This is a genomic window from Paraburkholderia kirstenboschensis (genome assembly GCF_032806925.1).
Lineage (GTDB): Bacteria > Pseudomonadota > Gammaproteobacteria > Burkholderiales > Burkholderiaceae > Paraburkholderia > Paraburkholderia kirstenboschensis.
The window spans coordinates 989328-1003968 of the sequence record NZ_CP136513.1 but is presented as its reverse complement, the minus strand read 5'-3'; the positions used below and the strand labels follow the sequence as shown (position 1 = coordinate 1003968).

The following is a 14641-nucleotide window of genomic DNA, read 5'->3' as shown; positions in this document are numbered from 1 at the left end:
CGTTCCGCATGCTCAACCCGCATGCGTCACGTCCTCCGCCCGTTCCGGTCGCGCCTCTTGCAACGCCTGATCGTGGCGCTCAAAAACCTCGCGCGCGGCGAACAGCGCGTTCAATGCCGCCGGGAACCCTGCATACAACGCCAACTGCATGAACACCTCGACGATTTCCTCGCGGGTGCAGCCGACGTTCAGCGCCGCTTCGATATGCACCTTGAGCTGCGGTTGCGCGCAGCCGAGCGTCGCGAGCGAAGCGATGGTGGCAATCTCCCGCGCGCGCAGATCGAGTTGCGGACGGCTGTAGATATCGCCGAAACCGAATTCGATCAGCAGACGCGCGAAGTCCGGCGCAATCGGTGCAAGCGCGGCGATCACCTGCTCGCCGGCAGAACCATCGATTTCCCTCAGTTTGTTCCAGCCTTGCGTGTAGCGGTCGTTTTGCGCGTAGTCCATGGTGAGTCCTTTTCCGAGTGTGAGAACGATGACGTCTCGTCGATCCGTCGTGACTGGCTGTCCGCCGCGGACATCTGGCCGGCCTCTTCGCCTTCGTAATGCGCGATCTTGTCGACGATCGCGCCAAGGTTGGCCTGCAAGTCGGCGACCCGCGCCAGAACCGCATCGCGATGCGCCACCAGCAGGTCGCGGCGCGCACCGATCGTCTGCTGACCCTCGGCACGCAGCGCCGCGAAGGCCTGCATGCCCGCGATCGGCATGCCGGTGGCTTTGAGGCGCATCAAAAATCGCAGCCAGTCGAGGTCGGCCGGCGAATACAGGCGATGCCCCGCCCGCGTGCGGCCAATCGCGGGAATCAGCCCGGCCTGCTCGTAATAGCGCAGCGTATGCGGGGAGACGCCGATGGTGTCGGCGACTTGCCCGATGGTGAGTGCGTTCGACGTTTTCGACATGACAGGACTCAGGTTAGGACTTCGAGTGCACTCTAAGTCAAGTGCGCCGCGCTGTCATTCTCACGCGACCTCGCGGCTCAGACGATGCGATGCGAGCAATCCGGCTCACAACCGCCTTATTACCGGGCAAAAGGTTTAAGGATTGTTCATGGCGATTTACTTGCCATTGATCGGTCGGTATAAATCGTCGGCGGTCGCCAATAAGAGCGCGCGTTTGTCCTATGCTTAAGCGCAGCGCCTGGTGACACTTTGCGTCGTCCGTTCCCGGCTAACTTTTGCCCTCAATGGAGTGCTTGCCATGCTGAAAAAGCTTGTGATGCTGTGCGTTGCCCTGGCGTTGTCGCTGTCGGCGGGATTCGCGGCCGCAGTCGAAGTGAATTCCGCCGATCAGGCCGCACTCGAATCGGTCAAGGGCATTGGGCCCGCGCATGCGAAGGCGATCATCGAAGAACGCACGAAGAACGGGCCGTTCAAGGACGCCGACGATCTGGCCACGCGCGTCAAAGGCATTGGCAGCAAGTCGGTCGTAAATCTGGAAGCAGCGGGCTTGACCATCAACGGCTCGTCTACGCCGCCAACGGGCGCGAAGCCCGCGGCGAAGTCCACGGCCACGAAGACCGCGCCTGCGGCCAACACCCCGGCCAACACCACAGCAACCACCACGGCAACCACAACTGCAATCCCGGCCGCGCCTGCCGACGCTTCAGGCACGAAAGCTTCGAAGTCGTCGAAGAAAAAGGCCAAGGCCGCAGCCTCGGACGCGACAGCGGCATCCGCGCCGGCGGCCGCTGCCACCGCACCGGCAGCACCTGCCGCGGCAGCCAGCGCGCCTGCGGACGCGTCTGGCGCGAAGGCCTCGAAGAAGAAAGCGAAGAAGAGCAAGGCCGCGTCGGCGGCCGCGGCTTCGGGCGGCGCATAGCGAACCTGCGCGCAGAAATCGGATCAGAGACTGACCAAATCAGCAAGGTAGAGCGCCAGCAGCGAAGTTCCGATGCAATCCACGCGATCCGCGTGGGACGAGCATGCCGCACCTGCCTGCAGTGCGCCTACCTTCCCCCGACGCCGCGCAGCCGCGCGGCGCGTCACCCGCCGACCCGTCATCGACGTTCGGCATTCAAGAGAGACCGTCATGAGCCTACTCGACACCCTCGGTTCCCTGGTTGGCAAATCGCCCGAAGGCGGCGGCCAGCAAGCGCTGATCGCAGCCGCACTCGAATTCGTCAATAGCCAGCCGGGCGGCCTGAACGGCCTGATCCAGCGCTTTCAGGAGAAGGGCCTCGGCGACGTCGTATCGTCGTGGGTCAGCAACGGCGAGAACCAGCCGATCGCGGCCGATGCTTTGCATAGCGTGCTCGGCTCCGAAGCCGTCACCGGGCTCGCCACCAAAGCCGGCGTGCAACCGGATCAGGTCACCGGCCTGCTCTCGCAGATCCTGCCCCACGTGGTCAACGCCGCAACGCCTGACGGCGAAGTGCCCGCCGAAGGCAAGCTGAACGCGACAACCGTGCTTGGCGCGCTCGGCGGCCTGTCCGCGCTGTTCGGCAAGGGCACTGCGTAAGCGGGCTGTGCGGCGCAAGCGGCACCTCGCCTGTTCATTGAGCGGGCAAAAAAAAGCGGCAACGAAGGTGACTTCGTTGCCGCTTTGTCATGTGTGGAGCTACCGCGTGAGGCGGCGTCGAGTAGCGGGCGTCAATTCACATCAATACGTGGATCGACGCGCCGCGCCAACACACGGCATCAACGCAACATGAATTAATGCACCACTCGCTCGAACACCAGGTTGCCGTCTTCCAGCTCGACCGGAATGACGTCCTTCGGACCGAACTTGCCGGCCAGAATCAGCTTGGCGACCGGGTTCTCGATCTCCTGCTGGATTGCACGCTTCAACGGCCGCGCGCCGAACAGCGGATCGTAGCCGACCTTGCCGACGTGCTCCAGCGCCTCGTCCGACACCACCAGTTGCATGTCGAGCTTGGCAAGCCGCTCGTGCAGACGCTGCAGCTGGATTCGCGCGATGGACTGCACGTTCGAGCGATCGAGCGCATGGAACACCACGACGTCGTCGATACGGTTCAGGAACTCGGGGCGGAAGTGCAGCTTCACCTCTTCCCACACCGCGTCCTTCACCGCTTCCTGCGGTTCGCCGACCATTGCCTGAATGACCTGCGAACCGAGGTTCGACGTCATCACGATCACCGTGTTCTTGAAGTCCACGGTACGGCCCTGGCCATCGGTCATGCGGCCGTCGTCGAGCACTTGCAGCAGCACGTTGAACACGTCCGGATGCGCCTTCTCGATTTCGTCGAGCAGAATCACGCTATACGGCTTGCGACGCACGGCTTCCGTCAGATAACCGCCCTCTTCGTAGCCCACATATCCAGGCGGCGCGCCGATCAAACGCGCGACGCTGTGCTTCTCCATGAATTCGCTCATGTCGATGCGAATCAGGTGATCTTCCGAATCGAACAGGAACGCCGCCAGCGCCTTGCACAACTCGGTCTTACCTACGCCGGTCGGCCCGAGGAACAGGAACGAACCGTACGGACGGTTCGGATCCGACAGACCCGCGCGCGAGCGGCGGATCGCATCGGCCACCGCGCTGATCGCCTCGTCCTGGCCGATTACGCGCTCATGCAGCCTGTCTTCGATCTGCAGCAGCTTTTCGCGCTCGCCCTGCATCATTCGCGAAACCGGAATGCCGGTGGAGCGCGACACGACTTCCGCGATTTCCTCCGCGCCGACCTGCGTGCGCAACAGACGCGGACGCGTCGGATTGTTCTGCTCCTTCGCTTCGGCCTGCGTGACTTCCTTTAGCTGCGCCTCGAGACCGGGCAGCTTGCCGTATTGCAATTCCGCGACCTTTTCGAGCTTGCCCTCACGCTGCAAGCGCGTGATTTCCGCGCGCGTCTTGTCGATCTCTTCCTTCAGTTGCGCGCTGCCCTGCACCGCGGCCTTTTCCGCGGTCCAGATTTCTTCGAGGTCCGAATATTTGCGATCGAGCCGCTCGATTTCTTCTTCGATCAGTTGCAGACGCTTTTGCGACGCTTCGTCCTTCTCCTTCTTGACGGCTTCGCGTTCGATCTTCAACTGGATCAAACGACGGTCGAGCCGGTCCATCTCTTCGGGCTTCGAGTCGATTTCCATCTTGATCTTGGACGCGGCTTCGTCGATCAGGTCGATTGCCTTGTCCGGCAGGAAACGATCGGTGATGTAGCGATGCGACAGTTCGGCCGCCGCGACAATGGCCGGGTCGGTGATGTCCACGCCATGGTGCAGCTCGTACTTCTCCTGCAAGCCGCGCAAAATGGCGATCGTGGCTTCGACCGTCGGCTCGTCGACGAGCACCTTCTGGAAGCGGCGTTCGAGCGCGGCGTCCTTTTCGATGTACTTGCGATATTCGTCGAGCGTAGTGGCGCCGACGCAATGCAGCTCGCCGCGCGAGAGCGCCGGCTTCAGCATGTTGCCGGCGTCCATCGCACCTTCGGCCTTGCCCGCGCCCACCATCGTATGAATTTCGTCGATAAAGACGATGGTCTGCCCTTCGTCTTTCGCGATGTCGTTCAGCACCGCCTTCAGGCGCTCTTCGAATTCGCCGCGATATTTCGCGCCGGCCAGCAACGCAGCCATGTCGAGCGAGAGCACGCGCTTGCCCTTGAGCGTTTCCGGCACTTCGCCGTTGACGATCCGCTGCGCGAGCCCTTCGACAATCGCCGTCTTGCCCACGCCCGGCTCGCCGATCAGCACCGGATTGTTCTTGGTGCGGCGTTGCAGGATCTGAATGGAACGGCGGATTTCGTCGTCACGGCCGATCACCGGGTCGAGCTTGCCGGCTCGCGCGCGCTCGGTCAGGTCGACGGTGTACTTCTTCAGCGCCTCGCGCTGGCTTTCGGCGTCCTGGCTATGCACTTGCGAGCCGCCGCGCACAGCGGCAATCGCGCTTTCGAGCGACTTGCGCGACAAGCCATGCTGGCGCGCGAGGCGGCCGGCTTCGCCTTTGTCGTCCGCGATCGCGAGCAGGAACATTTCGCTTGCGATGAACGTGTCGTTGAGCTTTTGCGCTTCCTTGTCGGCCTGATTCAGAAGACCCGTGAGTTCGCGGCCGATCTGCACGTTGCCGTCCGTGCCTTGCACCTGCGGCAGACGCGTGATGGCGTCGTCGAGCGCGGTTTGCAGCGCCTGAACATGCACGCCGGCGCGCGAAAGCAGTGAACGCGCGGACCCGTCCTGCTGGGCGACGAGCGCCGCGAGGACGTGAACGGGTTCGATGTATTGATTGTCATGGCCGACCGCGAGGCTCTGCGCGTCCGCCAGCGCTTCCTGGAATTTAGTGGTGAGTTTGTCGATTCTCATGCGAGACCTCCAATTTCGATTACCACCAAAATGAGGCGTTTTATTCAGGTTTCAAGCGCTTTTTTAACGTCGCGACCGAGTTTTGAACATCTCGCGCGAAGAAAATGCGCGACCGAGCTTCACAACCGCGCTCGCGCTGCGCTCAGGTCGCGCTCAGGCGATCGGCAACGGCTTGTCGCTCGCCGCCGTGACAGGCGTCATCGGCATGACCGGAATGACGGTGCGTATGCCGAGCAGCGCCGCCAGCGGACCTTGGGGACCTGCAACCTCGTCGATCGTATGGCGATCGAGTTCCGCGAGAAAAGCGTGACGCGCCGCCTCGAGCGCGCCGCGCAACCGGCACTGGGGCGTAATGGCGCAAGCGCGGCGTTCGCCGTTCTGATCCGGCAGGCAGGCAACCAGCGCGAAGTCGCTTTCGGTTGCACGCACGACCTCGCCGACCGTCAGCGCGCCGGTTCGTCCGGCAAGCCGCAACCCGCCGTTGCGGCCGCGCACGGTTTCCACCCAGCCGAGTTCGCTCAGCTGCTGCACCACTTTCATCAGGTGATTCTTGGAGATACCGTACGCCTGCGATATGTCCTGAATGGTCGACAACCCCTCGCCCCGAACGGCGAGGTATAAAAGGACGCGCAGCGAGTAGTCGGTGTAGTCGGTCAGTCTCATGGGTGCAGTTTCACAATGAGCGCAAGCCGCGATCCGTGGGATAACCGCGTCGATGCAAGGGTTGCCGGAGGCCGCAGCTTCGCCATAAGATGCACATGGCATATATTTATTATGCTGCATGAGTAAAAACCGGGCGTTCGACGCCCATGGTAACGTTTCCCGCCGCGCCCATTCACAGGAAAAGCGCGCTTTTTTCAGTCCACTTCTGTGGAACTCGCTTTATTTGCGGCGGTTCGTGCCAGTGCGTGGCGCGCTGTGGCAAGCGACGAACCGATCGTCGCATACTTCCGGAACTTGCATGAAGCCCTCTTTTCCCGCCGCGCCGGTTGTCGAGCGCGCCGCCGAGCCTGATGAAGCCAATATTCGCGAGCTTGTGTACGGTTTTTACGATCGCGTACGTGCGGATCCGCTGCTCGAGCCGGTTTTCGATGCGACGCTAGCCGGCCGCTGGGACGATCATCTGCCGAAAATGTGCACGTTCTGGGCGAGTCTCGTGCTGGGCGCGAAGCAGTACCGCGGCAATGTGCAGCAGGCGCATCAGCCGCTCGAAGGGATCGAGCCGCAGCATTTCAGCCGCTGGCTGTATCTGTTCCTGGACACTGTCGAGTCGCGTTATGAGCCGGCCGCCGCGGTCCGCTTCATGGAACCGGCGCTGCGTATCGCGCAAAGTTTGCAATTGAGCCGCTTCGGTTGGGACTACGAGATTCCGGCGGAACAACAGGCGTTGCTCGAACGCGTGGCGCCAAAGCGCACGCCCCGCGACGATGAGCCGCTGCTTCCCGCGCGGCCGGCTGGGGAGCCGTTTCCGACGCGCATTATCGGGCGGTCACGCGACGAGTGACGACGACGGCGCGGCGCGAGCTGCGCGAGCTGCGCGAGTCTCACGCTTGTCACGCTTGTCACGCCCGTCAGGCAGTCACCCTCGTCACGCCACTCGCGCGACGAGCGCGGCAAACGCCTACTCCAAAGAGCCGTTCCCGGATTCGATGCCCCATCGCGCGAGCGCGGCGTCGTCGGTCACGCGGGCGTCGACCCAGCGCTCGCCCGCGTCGGTTTTCTCCTTCTTCCAGAACGGCGCCTGCGTTTTCAGATAGTCCATCACGAATTCACACGACGCAAACGCGTCCCCGCGATGCGCGGCCGTGGTCGCCACCAGCACGATCTGGTCGAGCGGATAAAGTTTGCCCACGCGATGCACGATCAGTACCTCGATACCCGGCCAGCGCCGACGCGCGCTTTCCACAATTGCTTCGAGCGACTTCTCGGTCATGCCCGGATAATGTTCGAGTTCCATTGCCTCGACCGTGCTGCCCTCGTTCAGATCGCGCACGGTGCCGACGAAGCACGCCACGGCGCCTATCTTCGGATTGCGCGCGCGCAGCGCGGCGACCTCGGCGCTGAGGTCGAAATCTTCGGTCTGGACACGTACGGGCATGGCGGGCTCCTTGCGGTTCAACCGCCTGTCACGGGCGGGAAAAACGCGACCTCGCAACCGTCGGTGATTCGCGTGCCGGCGTTCGTCATCACGTGATTGCAGGCCATGCGCAGCGCGCGGCCTTCGGCGAGCGTGTCGGCCCAGATGCCGCCGCGCACGCGCAGCCACGCGCGAACGTCGCCGACGGTTGCGACGCCCTCGGGCACGTCAACCGTTTCGTCGGCCAGATCGAGTGCTTCACGCACGCTCGCAAAATATCGCAGTTGAATCTTCATTGGATGCCGCCGGCGTCGCCGGCCTCAATTCAGCAATTCGGAAAAGGGAATAAAGCGCACGGTTTCGCCGGCGCTGATCGCATGATTGGGCGGATTGTCGATCAGACCGTCGCCCCATACCGTCGACGTCAGCACGGCCGAACTCTGGTTCGGAAACAGATCGAGCCCGCCGGCGGCGTTGATGCGCGCACGCAGGAATTCGTTGCGGCGATCCGCCTTGCCCTGGGTGAAGTCCGCGCGCAACGACAGCGCGCGCGGCACGACGGCTTGCACGCCCGCCAGCCGCAAGATGAACGGACGCACGAACAACAGAAAGGTCACGAAGCTCGACACAGGGTTGCCCGGCAGACCAATGAAAAACGTTTCGGCTGACGATGGCAGAGACGCTGCAGCAGTTGCATGCGTTGCAGCGGAAGCGTCGTTGGCGTTGGAGTTGGCGTTGGAGTTGGCGTTGGCGTTGGCGCTGGCGCTGGCGCTGGCGTTGGCCTCGGCGTTGGCGTTGGCCTCGACGCCGCCCTCAGCACCGCCCTCAGCGCCGCGGCGTACGGCGCCGAACGCGAGCGGCTTGCCGGGTTTCATCGCAATCTGCCACATCGCGAGGCGCCCTTCCGCCTCGACGGCCGGCTTCACGTGATCTTCCTCGCCGACGGACACTCCGCCGCAAGTCAGGATGAGATCGTGCGCGTGGGCGGCTTCACGCAGCATGTCGCGCGTCGCATCGAGCCGGTCGGCGACGATGCCAAAGTCGCTCACCTCGCAGCCGAGCTTCTCGAGCAGTCCACGCAGCGTGAAGCGATTCGAGTTGTAAATCGCGCCGGGCTTCAGCGGCTCGCCCGGCATGGTCAACTCGTCGCCGGTGAAGAAAACGGCAACCCGCACGCGGCGGCGCACTTCCAGTTCGGCGCAACCGACCGACGCGGCAAGCCCCAACGCCTGCGGCGTGAGCCGCGTGCCGGCCGGCAGGATGACCGAGCCGCTGTGAATGTCGGCGCCTTGCGCGGTGATCCATTCGCCGGGTCGGGGGCTGTGCAAAATAGTGACCTCATCGCCGTCGGCTTCCGTTTGCTCCTGCATCACGATGGCGTCTGCACCCTGCGGCACGGTCGCGCCGGTGAAAATGCGGGCTGCCGTGCCGGGCTTCAGCGGCTCGGGCGCATGGCCGGCCGGAATGCGTTGCGACACCGGCAGACGGCGATTGCCGTGCGCCGTCACGTCGGTGGCGCGAATCGCGTAGCCATCCATTGCACTGGTGTTCATCGGCGGCACGTCGAGCGGCGAGACCACATCGGCCGCGAGCACGCGGCCTGATGCTTCGAGCGTCGGAATGAATTCGCTGCCGATGACCGGGCTCGCAGCGCTGAGCAGGGTCGCCAATGCGTCGGCGGTTGCGAGCATCGGAGCGCGGGGCGTGGGTGTGGACATCTGGGGTTCGAAGCCGCAGGTTAAAAGAACATTGTAGCGGCCGAAGGCTGAGCCTTGTCGGGCCCGCGCTTACTGAAGGGTTTTGCGGCTCGTACCGGAGTTCTCAGGGGTTCGCAGCAGCGGGGACGGTAAGCCGCCGCATGGATCGCCACCCGAGCGCGCAGCGTAGATTCAGCACTGCTGGTTCAGCATGTCACGCAGGCCGCTGGCCCGCGTGACAGTCAATTACGCACTCGTGTTCGCCACGATGAAGTCCTTCACGCGCTGCGCGTCGGCGGGCAGCACTTCGAAACGCTGCGGCAGCGACTCCAGTCCCGTGAACGCGGCCGGACGCTCGGGCTCGCGCAACAGCGCTTCGCGAATCGTCTCGCCGAACTTGATCGGCTGCGCCGTCTCCAGCACGATCATCGGCACGCCGGGTTGCAGATGTTCACGCGCGACCTTCAGGCCGTCTGCCGTATGCGTGTCGATCATCGTGTCGTAGCGCTGGAAGACGTCGCGGATCGCTTCAACGCGGTCGTCATGACTGCTGCGCCCCGACACGAAGCCGAACTGCTTCACGCGAGCGAAGTCGCCGCTCGCCGCGAGGTCGAAACCGCCCTTTTCCTCGACGTCGCGGAACAATTGCAGCACGCGCGCCGGATCGCGCCCGAGCAGATCGAACACGAAACGCTCGAAGTTCGACGCCTTCGAAATGTCCATGCTCGGGCTGCTCGTGTGATACGTCTCCGCGGCCTTGCGCACGCGGTAGATGCCGGTGCGGAAAAATTCGTCGAGCACGTCGTTTTCGTTGGTCGCCACCACGAGTTTCTCGACCGGCAGCCCCATCATGCGCGCGATGTGACCCGCGCACACATTGCCGAAATTGCCCGACGGCACCGTGAACGATACGCGCTGGTCATTGCTCTTCGTCGCGGCGAAATAGCCCTTGAAGTAATAAACGACCTGCGCGACGACGCGCGCCCAGTTGATCGAATTGACCGTGCCAATCTTGTATTTCGCCTTGAACGCGTGATCGTTCGAAACGGCTTTGACGATGTCCTGGCAATCGTCGAACACGCCTTCGACCGCGAGGTTGAAAATGTTCGGATCTTGCAGGCTGTACATCTGCGCGGTCTGGAACGCGCTCATCTTCTTGTGCGGCGACAGCATGAACACGCGAATGCCCTGCTTGCCGCGCATCGCGTATTCGGCGGCGCTGCCGGTGTCGCCCGAAGTCGCGCCGAGAATGTTCAGCGTTTCGCCGTGTTTTGCGAGCGCATATTCGAACAGGTTGCCGATCAGCTGCATCGCCATGTCCTTGAACGCGAGCGTCGGACCGTTCGACAGTTCCAGCAGCGACAGCGGCGCGCCGTTCTCGACGCCGAGTGTTTTCAGCGGCGTGATCTGCTCCGCGCCTTCGTCGTCGCGCACGTTGCAGTATGTCTGCGCCGTGTAGGTCTTGCGGGTCAGCGCGCGCAGGTCTTCAGCGGGAATGTCGTCGCTGAATTTCGACAGTATCTCGAAGGCAAGGTCCGCATACGGCAGCGTGCGCCAACGCGCGAGTTCGTCGGCGCTGACGCGCGGGTATTCGGCCGGCAGATACAGCCCGCCGTCTTTTGCGAGACCGCCGAGCAGAATGTCGGAGAAAGTGTGGCGCTCGCCGGCTCCGGCGCCGCGCGTGGAGAGGTAGTTCATAGTTCGGCCTAGTTCAGCGCTTCCATGCGCAGCTTCGTGACTTGCGAGACAACGGTCTGCAGCGCTTCGATCGACCTGATCGCCGCGTTGACGTTCATTTCAACCGTTTCGTGTGTGATCAGGATGATGTCGGTCTCGCCCTTGCCGTTTGCATCCACGTGCTCCGATTCCTTTTGCAGGAGCGCGTCGATCGAGATGCCGGTATCGGCCAGAATGCGCGTGATGTCGGCCAGCACGCCGGTCACGTCCGCGACCCGCAAACGCAGGTAGTAGCCGCTCGTCACTTCGTCGATCGGCAGGATCGGCGTGCTCGACAGGCGGTCCGGCTGGAAAGCCAGATGCGGCACGCGATGCTCCGGGTCGGCCGTATGCAGGCGTGTCACGTCGACCAGATCGGCGACCACGGCGGACGCCGTCGGCTCCGCGCCCGCGCCCTTGCCGTAGTACAGCGTGGTGCCGACTGCATCGCCGTGCACGACGACCGCGTTCATCGCGCCTTCCACATTGGCGAGCAGGCGCTTTTCCGGAATCAGCGTGGGATGCACGCGCAACTCGATGCCTTTGTCGGTGCGCCGCGCGATGCCGAGCAGCTTGATGCGATAGCCGAGTTCCTCGGCGTATTTGATGTCGATTGCGGCGAGCTTGCTGATGCCCTCCACATACGCGCGGTCGAACTGCACCGGCACGCCGAATGCGATTGCGCTCATGATCGTGGCCTTGTGCGCGGCGTCCACGCCTTCGATGTCGAAGGTCGGATCGGCTTCGGCGTAGCCCAGTTCCTGCGCGGCCTTGAGCGCGGTCGCGAAGTCGAGCCCGCGGTCGCGCATTTCCGAAAGAATGTAGTTCGTCGTGCCGTTGATGATGCCCGCGATGTACTGGATGCGATTGGCCGTCAGCCCTTCGCGCAGCGCCTTGATGATCGGGATGCCGCCCGCCACCGCCGCCTCGAATGCGACCATCACGCCGTTGGCGCGCGCCGCTTCGAAGATTTCCGTGCCGTGCACCGCGAGCAGCGCCTTGTTGGCCGTGACCACGTGCTTGCGATTCTTGATCGCGCGCAAAACCAGGTCGCGCGCCACGCCCGTGCCGCCGATCATTTCCGCGACGATGTCGATCGACGGATCGTCGACCACCGCGTTGAAGTCGTCGGTGAGCGCCACGCTCGCCGCGTCAGCGCCCAGCGCCACGGTCGCCTTCGCCGGATTGCGCACGGCAATGCGCGCAACCTCGATGCCGCGGCCGGCCCGGCGTTTGATTTCTTCCTGATTGCGGCGCAGTACCGTGAAGGTGCCGCTGCCTACCGTGCCGAAGCCCAGCAGTCCAACTTTGATCGGTTCCATGCAGCGTGTTTTCGAGTAGATGTTGAAAAAGCGCCCCAACCCTGGTGCTTTGCGCCAGGCCCCGAGGGGGTGAGAAAACTTGGGCGGCCCGGCGTTTTCTCACGAGGAAACGGGTATCGGGTGCGATGCGCCGCCGAAGCCGCGGATCGCCTATTGTGCGCTAGGCCGTGTGACGTTTGCGATAACCGTCGAGAAAACGCGCGATGCGGTTGATGGAATCCGCGAGGTCGTCGACATTCGGCAGGAACACGACGCGGAAATGATCCGGCGTTTTCCAGTTGAAGCCCGTGCCCTGCACGAGCAGCACGCGCTCTTCCAGCAACAGGTCGAGGATGAACTGCTGGTCGTTCTGGATCGGATAAACCTTAGGGTCCAGGCGCGGGAACATATAGAGCGCCGCTTCCGGCTTCACGCAGCTCACGCCGGGGATAGACGTGAGCATGTCGTACGCGAGCTCGCGCTGTTTATAGAGGCGCCCGCTCGGCACGATCAGGTCATTGATGCTCTGATAACCGCCAAGCGCGGTCTGGATCGCGTACTGGCCCGGCACGTTCGGACACAGGCGCATAGAAGCGAGAATGCCGAGTCCTTCGAAGTAGTCTTTCGCGTGACGGCGGTTCTCGCCGGTCAGGCCAGAAATGAACATCCAGCCGGCGCGGTAGCCGCACGAGCGGTAGCTCTTCGACAGGCTGTTAAAGGTGACCGTCAGCACGTCTTCGGAGAGCGCCGCCATCGACGTGTGCGTCTTGCCGTCGTAGACGATTTTGTCGTACACCTCGTCGGCGAAGATCACGAGGCCGTGCTGGCGCGCTATCTCGATCAGGCCCAGCAGCAGTTCGTCGGAGTACAGCGCACCGGTCGGGTTGTTCGGGTTGATGACGACGAGCGCGCGGGTGTTCGGCGTGATTTTCGCGCGGATGTCGTCGAGGTCCGGCATCCAGCGGTTCGCTTCGTCGCAGATGTAGTGCACCGGCGTGCCGCCCGCGAGGCTCACGCCGGCCGTCCACAGCGGATAGTCGGGCGCGGGCAGCAGCACTTCGTCGCCGTCGTTGAGGAGCCCCTGCAGCGCCATCACGATCAGCTCGGAGGCGCCATTGCCGATGTAGATGTCATCCAGCTCGACACCGTGCACGCCCTTTTGCTGCGTGTAATGCATGATCGCCTTGCGCGCGGCGAACACACCTTTGGAATCCGAATAGCCGGACGAACCGGGCAGGTTCAGGATCATGTCCTGAATGATTTCGTCGGGCGCCTCGAAACCGAACGGCGCCAGATTGCCGATGTTCAGTTTGATGATGCGATGGCCTTCTTCTTCGAGCCGTTTTGCATGTTCGAGGACGGGCCCGCGAATGTCATAACAGACATTCAACAACTTGTTGGATTTGAGAATCGGTTTCACGGCGGGCACTTCATCCTGGTTAATTGGCTTGGAGCCGCGGGTCTGCAGCTTCGGGCGAACGGGCACGGGCAAACAACTAAACGCGCCAGCCGGGTTCGCGGATACGGGCAAACGGGCGCGGCCGGCGCGGGTCGGCCGCCTTTGCAGCCACTTCCCGAGGTTCTGTGCAGAGTCCGGTCAGCGCGCATTGCGGCGGATTGCGCCGATGCAGCAGTGAGATAGGCCCGCCCCGGATCGTCAGCGCGGCTTGTGGCGGCGCACGGCGAGGGGCGCCGCTGGGCGGCTAAAAAGTTATAATTTAGCGGATTTTGGCCGACTTCCGCAATGCACCAACCGCAATGGGACTGTGACGGGACCACAACGGAACCGTAACGGAACCGCAACGGGAGCTTTTTCGGCCCTTTCGTGTCCCACTGGCGTCTGACCGCCCTGCTCGCGCTTGCCGCGATCAGGCCGCCAACACGCATGATGTCTCGCGACGACTTCGGAAAACGAATTTGAAATTACATCAGGATTCCAGCGGCGCCCTCAATACCGTGACCGGCTACGGCGCCCGCTATGTCGAAATCAATCTGGTGCGTCATTCCGGCAGCCTCCTCGTGCTTCCGGAAGCGCCTGTCATTCCCTGGCCTGTCTCGTCCTTCGAGCAACTGAGCCCCGAGCTTTTTTCGATGCTGGTCGAGCCCGCGCCCGAAGTGGTGATCTTCGGCAGCGGCGAGCGGCTGCGGTTTCCGCACCCGCGGCTGACCGCCGCGCTCACCGCCAAACGCATCGGCGTCGAAACGATGGACTTCAAGGCCGCCTGCCGTACGTACAACATTCTGATGGCCGAGGGCCGCAAGGTCGCGGCCGCGTTGCTGATCGAAGGCTAGCGGGCCTGGCGGATGGTGCGAAGACGGCGCATCTGTCGCGTCTGCGGCCTTGAGTCGACCGCCGCAGCTCGAATTGCGCGGATGCGTTCAGCTAGTGTTCCTGTCGTGGCCCACAGTGCTGCCCGCATTGCTGGCCCAAGGGCGCTGAGTGAGCGCTTCACGCGAAATGCAGCAGCCCCGCGCTCGCCGGGTCACGGACGATCACGTACACTGCGCGCCATCCGTGCGAAGCCGGCGGTCTGGATATAAGCGATCGCGGCTCGCGTCGGCGTGGCTGCGCGAGCCGCTCAGCTAGTCGCGGCAGCG

General features: G+C 63.4%; 14 protein-coding genes. 4 read left to right on the top strand and 10 right to left on the bottom strand.

What is annotated here, in order from left to right; all coding sequences use genetic code 11:
- Positions 1-12: 12 nt before the first annotated feature.
- On the bottom strand, positions 13-450 hold the full coding sequence (locus tag RW095_RS27285; RefSeq protein ID WP_317021922.1) for a carboxymuconolactone decarboxylase family protein: 438 nt from the start codon (positions 448-450) through the stop codon (positions 13-15).
- Positions 402-902, bottom strand: a complete 501-nt coding sequence (locus RW095_RS27280) for a MerR family transcriptional regulator (protein ID WP_317021921.1) — start codon at positions 900-902, stop codon at positions 402-404. The genes RW095_RS27285 and RW095_RS27280 overlap by 49 nt, the downstream gene beginning before the upstream one ends.
- A gap of 298 nt (positions 903-1200) precedes the next feature.
- On the opposite strand from RW095_RS27280, the gene RW095_RS27275 reads away from it, so the two are divergent.
- Together RW095_RS27275 and RW095_RS27270 are read left to right on the top strand one after the other, a co-directional pair.
- Positions 1201-1821, top strand: a complete 621-nt coding sequence (locus RW095_RS27275) for a ComEA family DNA-binding protein (RefSeq protein ID WP_394365196.1) — start codon at positions 1201-1203, stop codon at positions 1819-1821.
- 210 nt (positions 1822-2031) lie between these two features.
- The gene (locus RW095_RS27270) at positions 2032-2460 is read left to right on the top strand and encodes a YidB family protein (RefSeq protein ID WP_317021919.1); all 429 of its coding nucleotides are present in this window, start codon (positions 2032-2034) and stop codon (positions 2458-2460) included.
- Positions 2461-2654: 194 nt separating this feature from the next.
- Here the strand turns inward: RW095_RS27270 and clpB are convergent, their stop codons facing one another.
- Complete coding sequence (gene clpB / locus RW095_RS27265; RefSeq protein ID WP_317021918.1) at positions 2655-5252, bottom strand: ATP-dependent chaperone ClpB; 2598 nt, start codon at positions 5250-5252, stop codon at positions 2655-2657.
- 153 nt (positions 5253-5405) lie between these two features.
- On the bottom strand, positions 5406-5915 hold the full coding sequence (locus RW095_RS27260; RefSeq protein ID WP_317021917.1) for an Rrf2 family transcriptional regulator: 510 nt from the start codon (positions 5913-5915) through the stop codon (positions 5406-5408).
- Between the two features lie 298 nt (positions 5916-6213).
- Here RW095_RS27260 and RW095_RS27255 point away from each other — a divergent pair, with 298 nt between their 5' ends.
- A complete protein-coding gene (locus RW095_RS27255) occupies positions 6214-6756 on the top strand; it encodes a group III truncated hemoglobin (RefSeq protein WP_317021916.1) in 543 nt (180 codons plus the stop codon).
- 117 nt (positions 6757-6873) lie between these two features.
- Here the strand turns inward: RW095_RS27255 and moaE are convergent, their stop codons facing one another.
- The 6 genes from moaE to RW095_RS27225 all read right to left on the bottom strand — a co-directional run bounded on the left by moaE (position 6874) and on the right by RW095_RS27225 (position 13472).
- Positions 6874-7350 (bottom strand): molybdopterin synthase catalytic subunit MoaE, encoded by a 477-nt coding sequence (moaE, locus tag RW095_RS27250; protein WP_317021915.1) that lies wholly within the window; start codon positions 7348-7350, stop codon positions 6874-6876.
- A gap of 17 nt (positions 7351-7367) precedes the next feature.
- Positions 7368-7625: a molybdopterin converting factor subunit 1 gene (gene moaD / locus RW095_RS27245; protein WP_214883610.1), complete on the bottom strand. Its 258-nt coding sequence runs from the start codon at positions 7623-7625 to the stop codon at positions 7368-7370.
- 24 nt (positions 7626-7649) lie between these two features.
- Positions 7650-9047, bottom strand: a complete 1398-nt coding sequence (locus RW095_RS27240) for a molybdopterin molybdotransferase MoeA (protein ID WP_317021914.1) — start codon at positions 9045-9047, stop codon at positions 7650-7652.
- A 225-nt stretch (positions 9048-9272) separates the two neighbouring features.
- Positions 9273-10724 carry a threonine synthase gene (thrC, locus tag RW095_RS27235; RefSeq protein WP_317021913.1) on the bottom strand — a complete coding sequence of 484 codons (1452 nt, stop codon included), beginning with the start codon at positions 10722-10724 and terminating at the stop codon, positions 9273-9275.
- A gap of 8 nt (positions 10725-10732) precedes the next feature.
- On the bottom strand, positions 10733-12064 hold the full coding sequence (locus RW095_RS27230) for a homoserine dehydrogenase (RefSeq protein ID WP_317021912.1): 1332 nt from the start codon (positions 12062-12064) through the stop codon (positions 10733-10735).
- 160 nt (positions 12065-12224) lie between these two features.
- Positions 12225-13472 carry a pyridoxal phosphate-dependent aminotransferase gene (locus tag RW095_RS27225; protein ID WP_128594942.1) on the bottom strand — a complete coding sequence of 416 codons (1248 nt, stop codon included), beginning with the start codon at positions 13470-13472 and terminating at the stop codon, positions 12225-12227.
- Positions 13473-13960: 488 nt separating this feature from the next.
- Here RW095_RS27225 and RW095_RS27220 point away from each other — a divergent pair, with 488 nt between their 5' ends.
- Complete coding sequence (locus RW095_RS27220) at positions 13961-14335, top strand: Mth938-like domain-containing protein (protein ID WP_317021911.1); 375 nt, start codon at positions 13961-13963, stop codon at positions 14333-14335.
- The last annotated feature ends 306 nt before the right edge of the window (positions 14336-14641 follow it).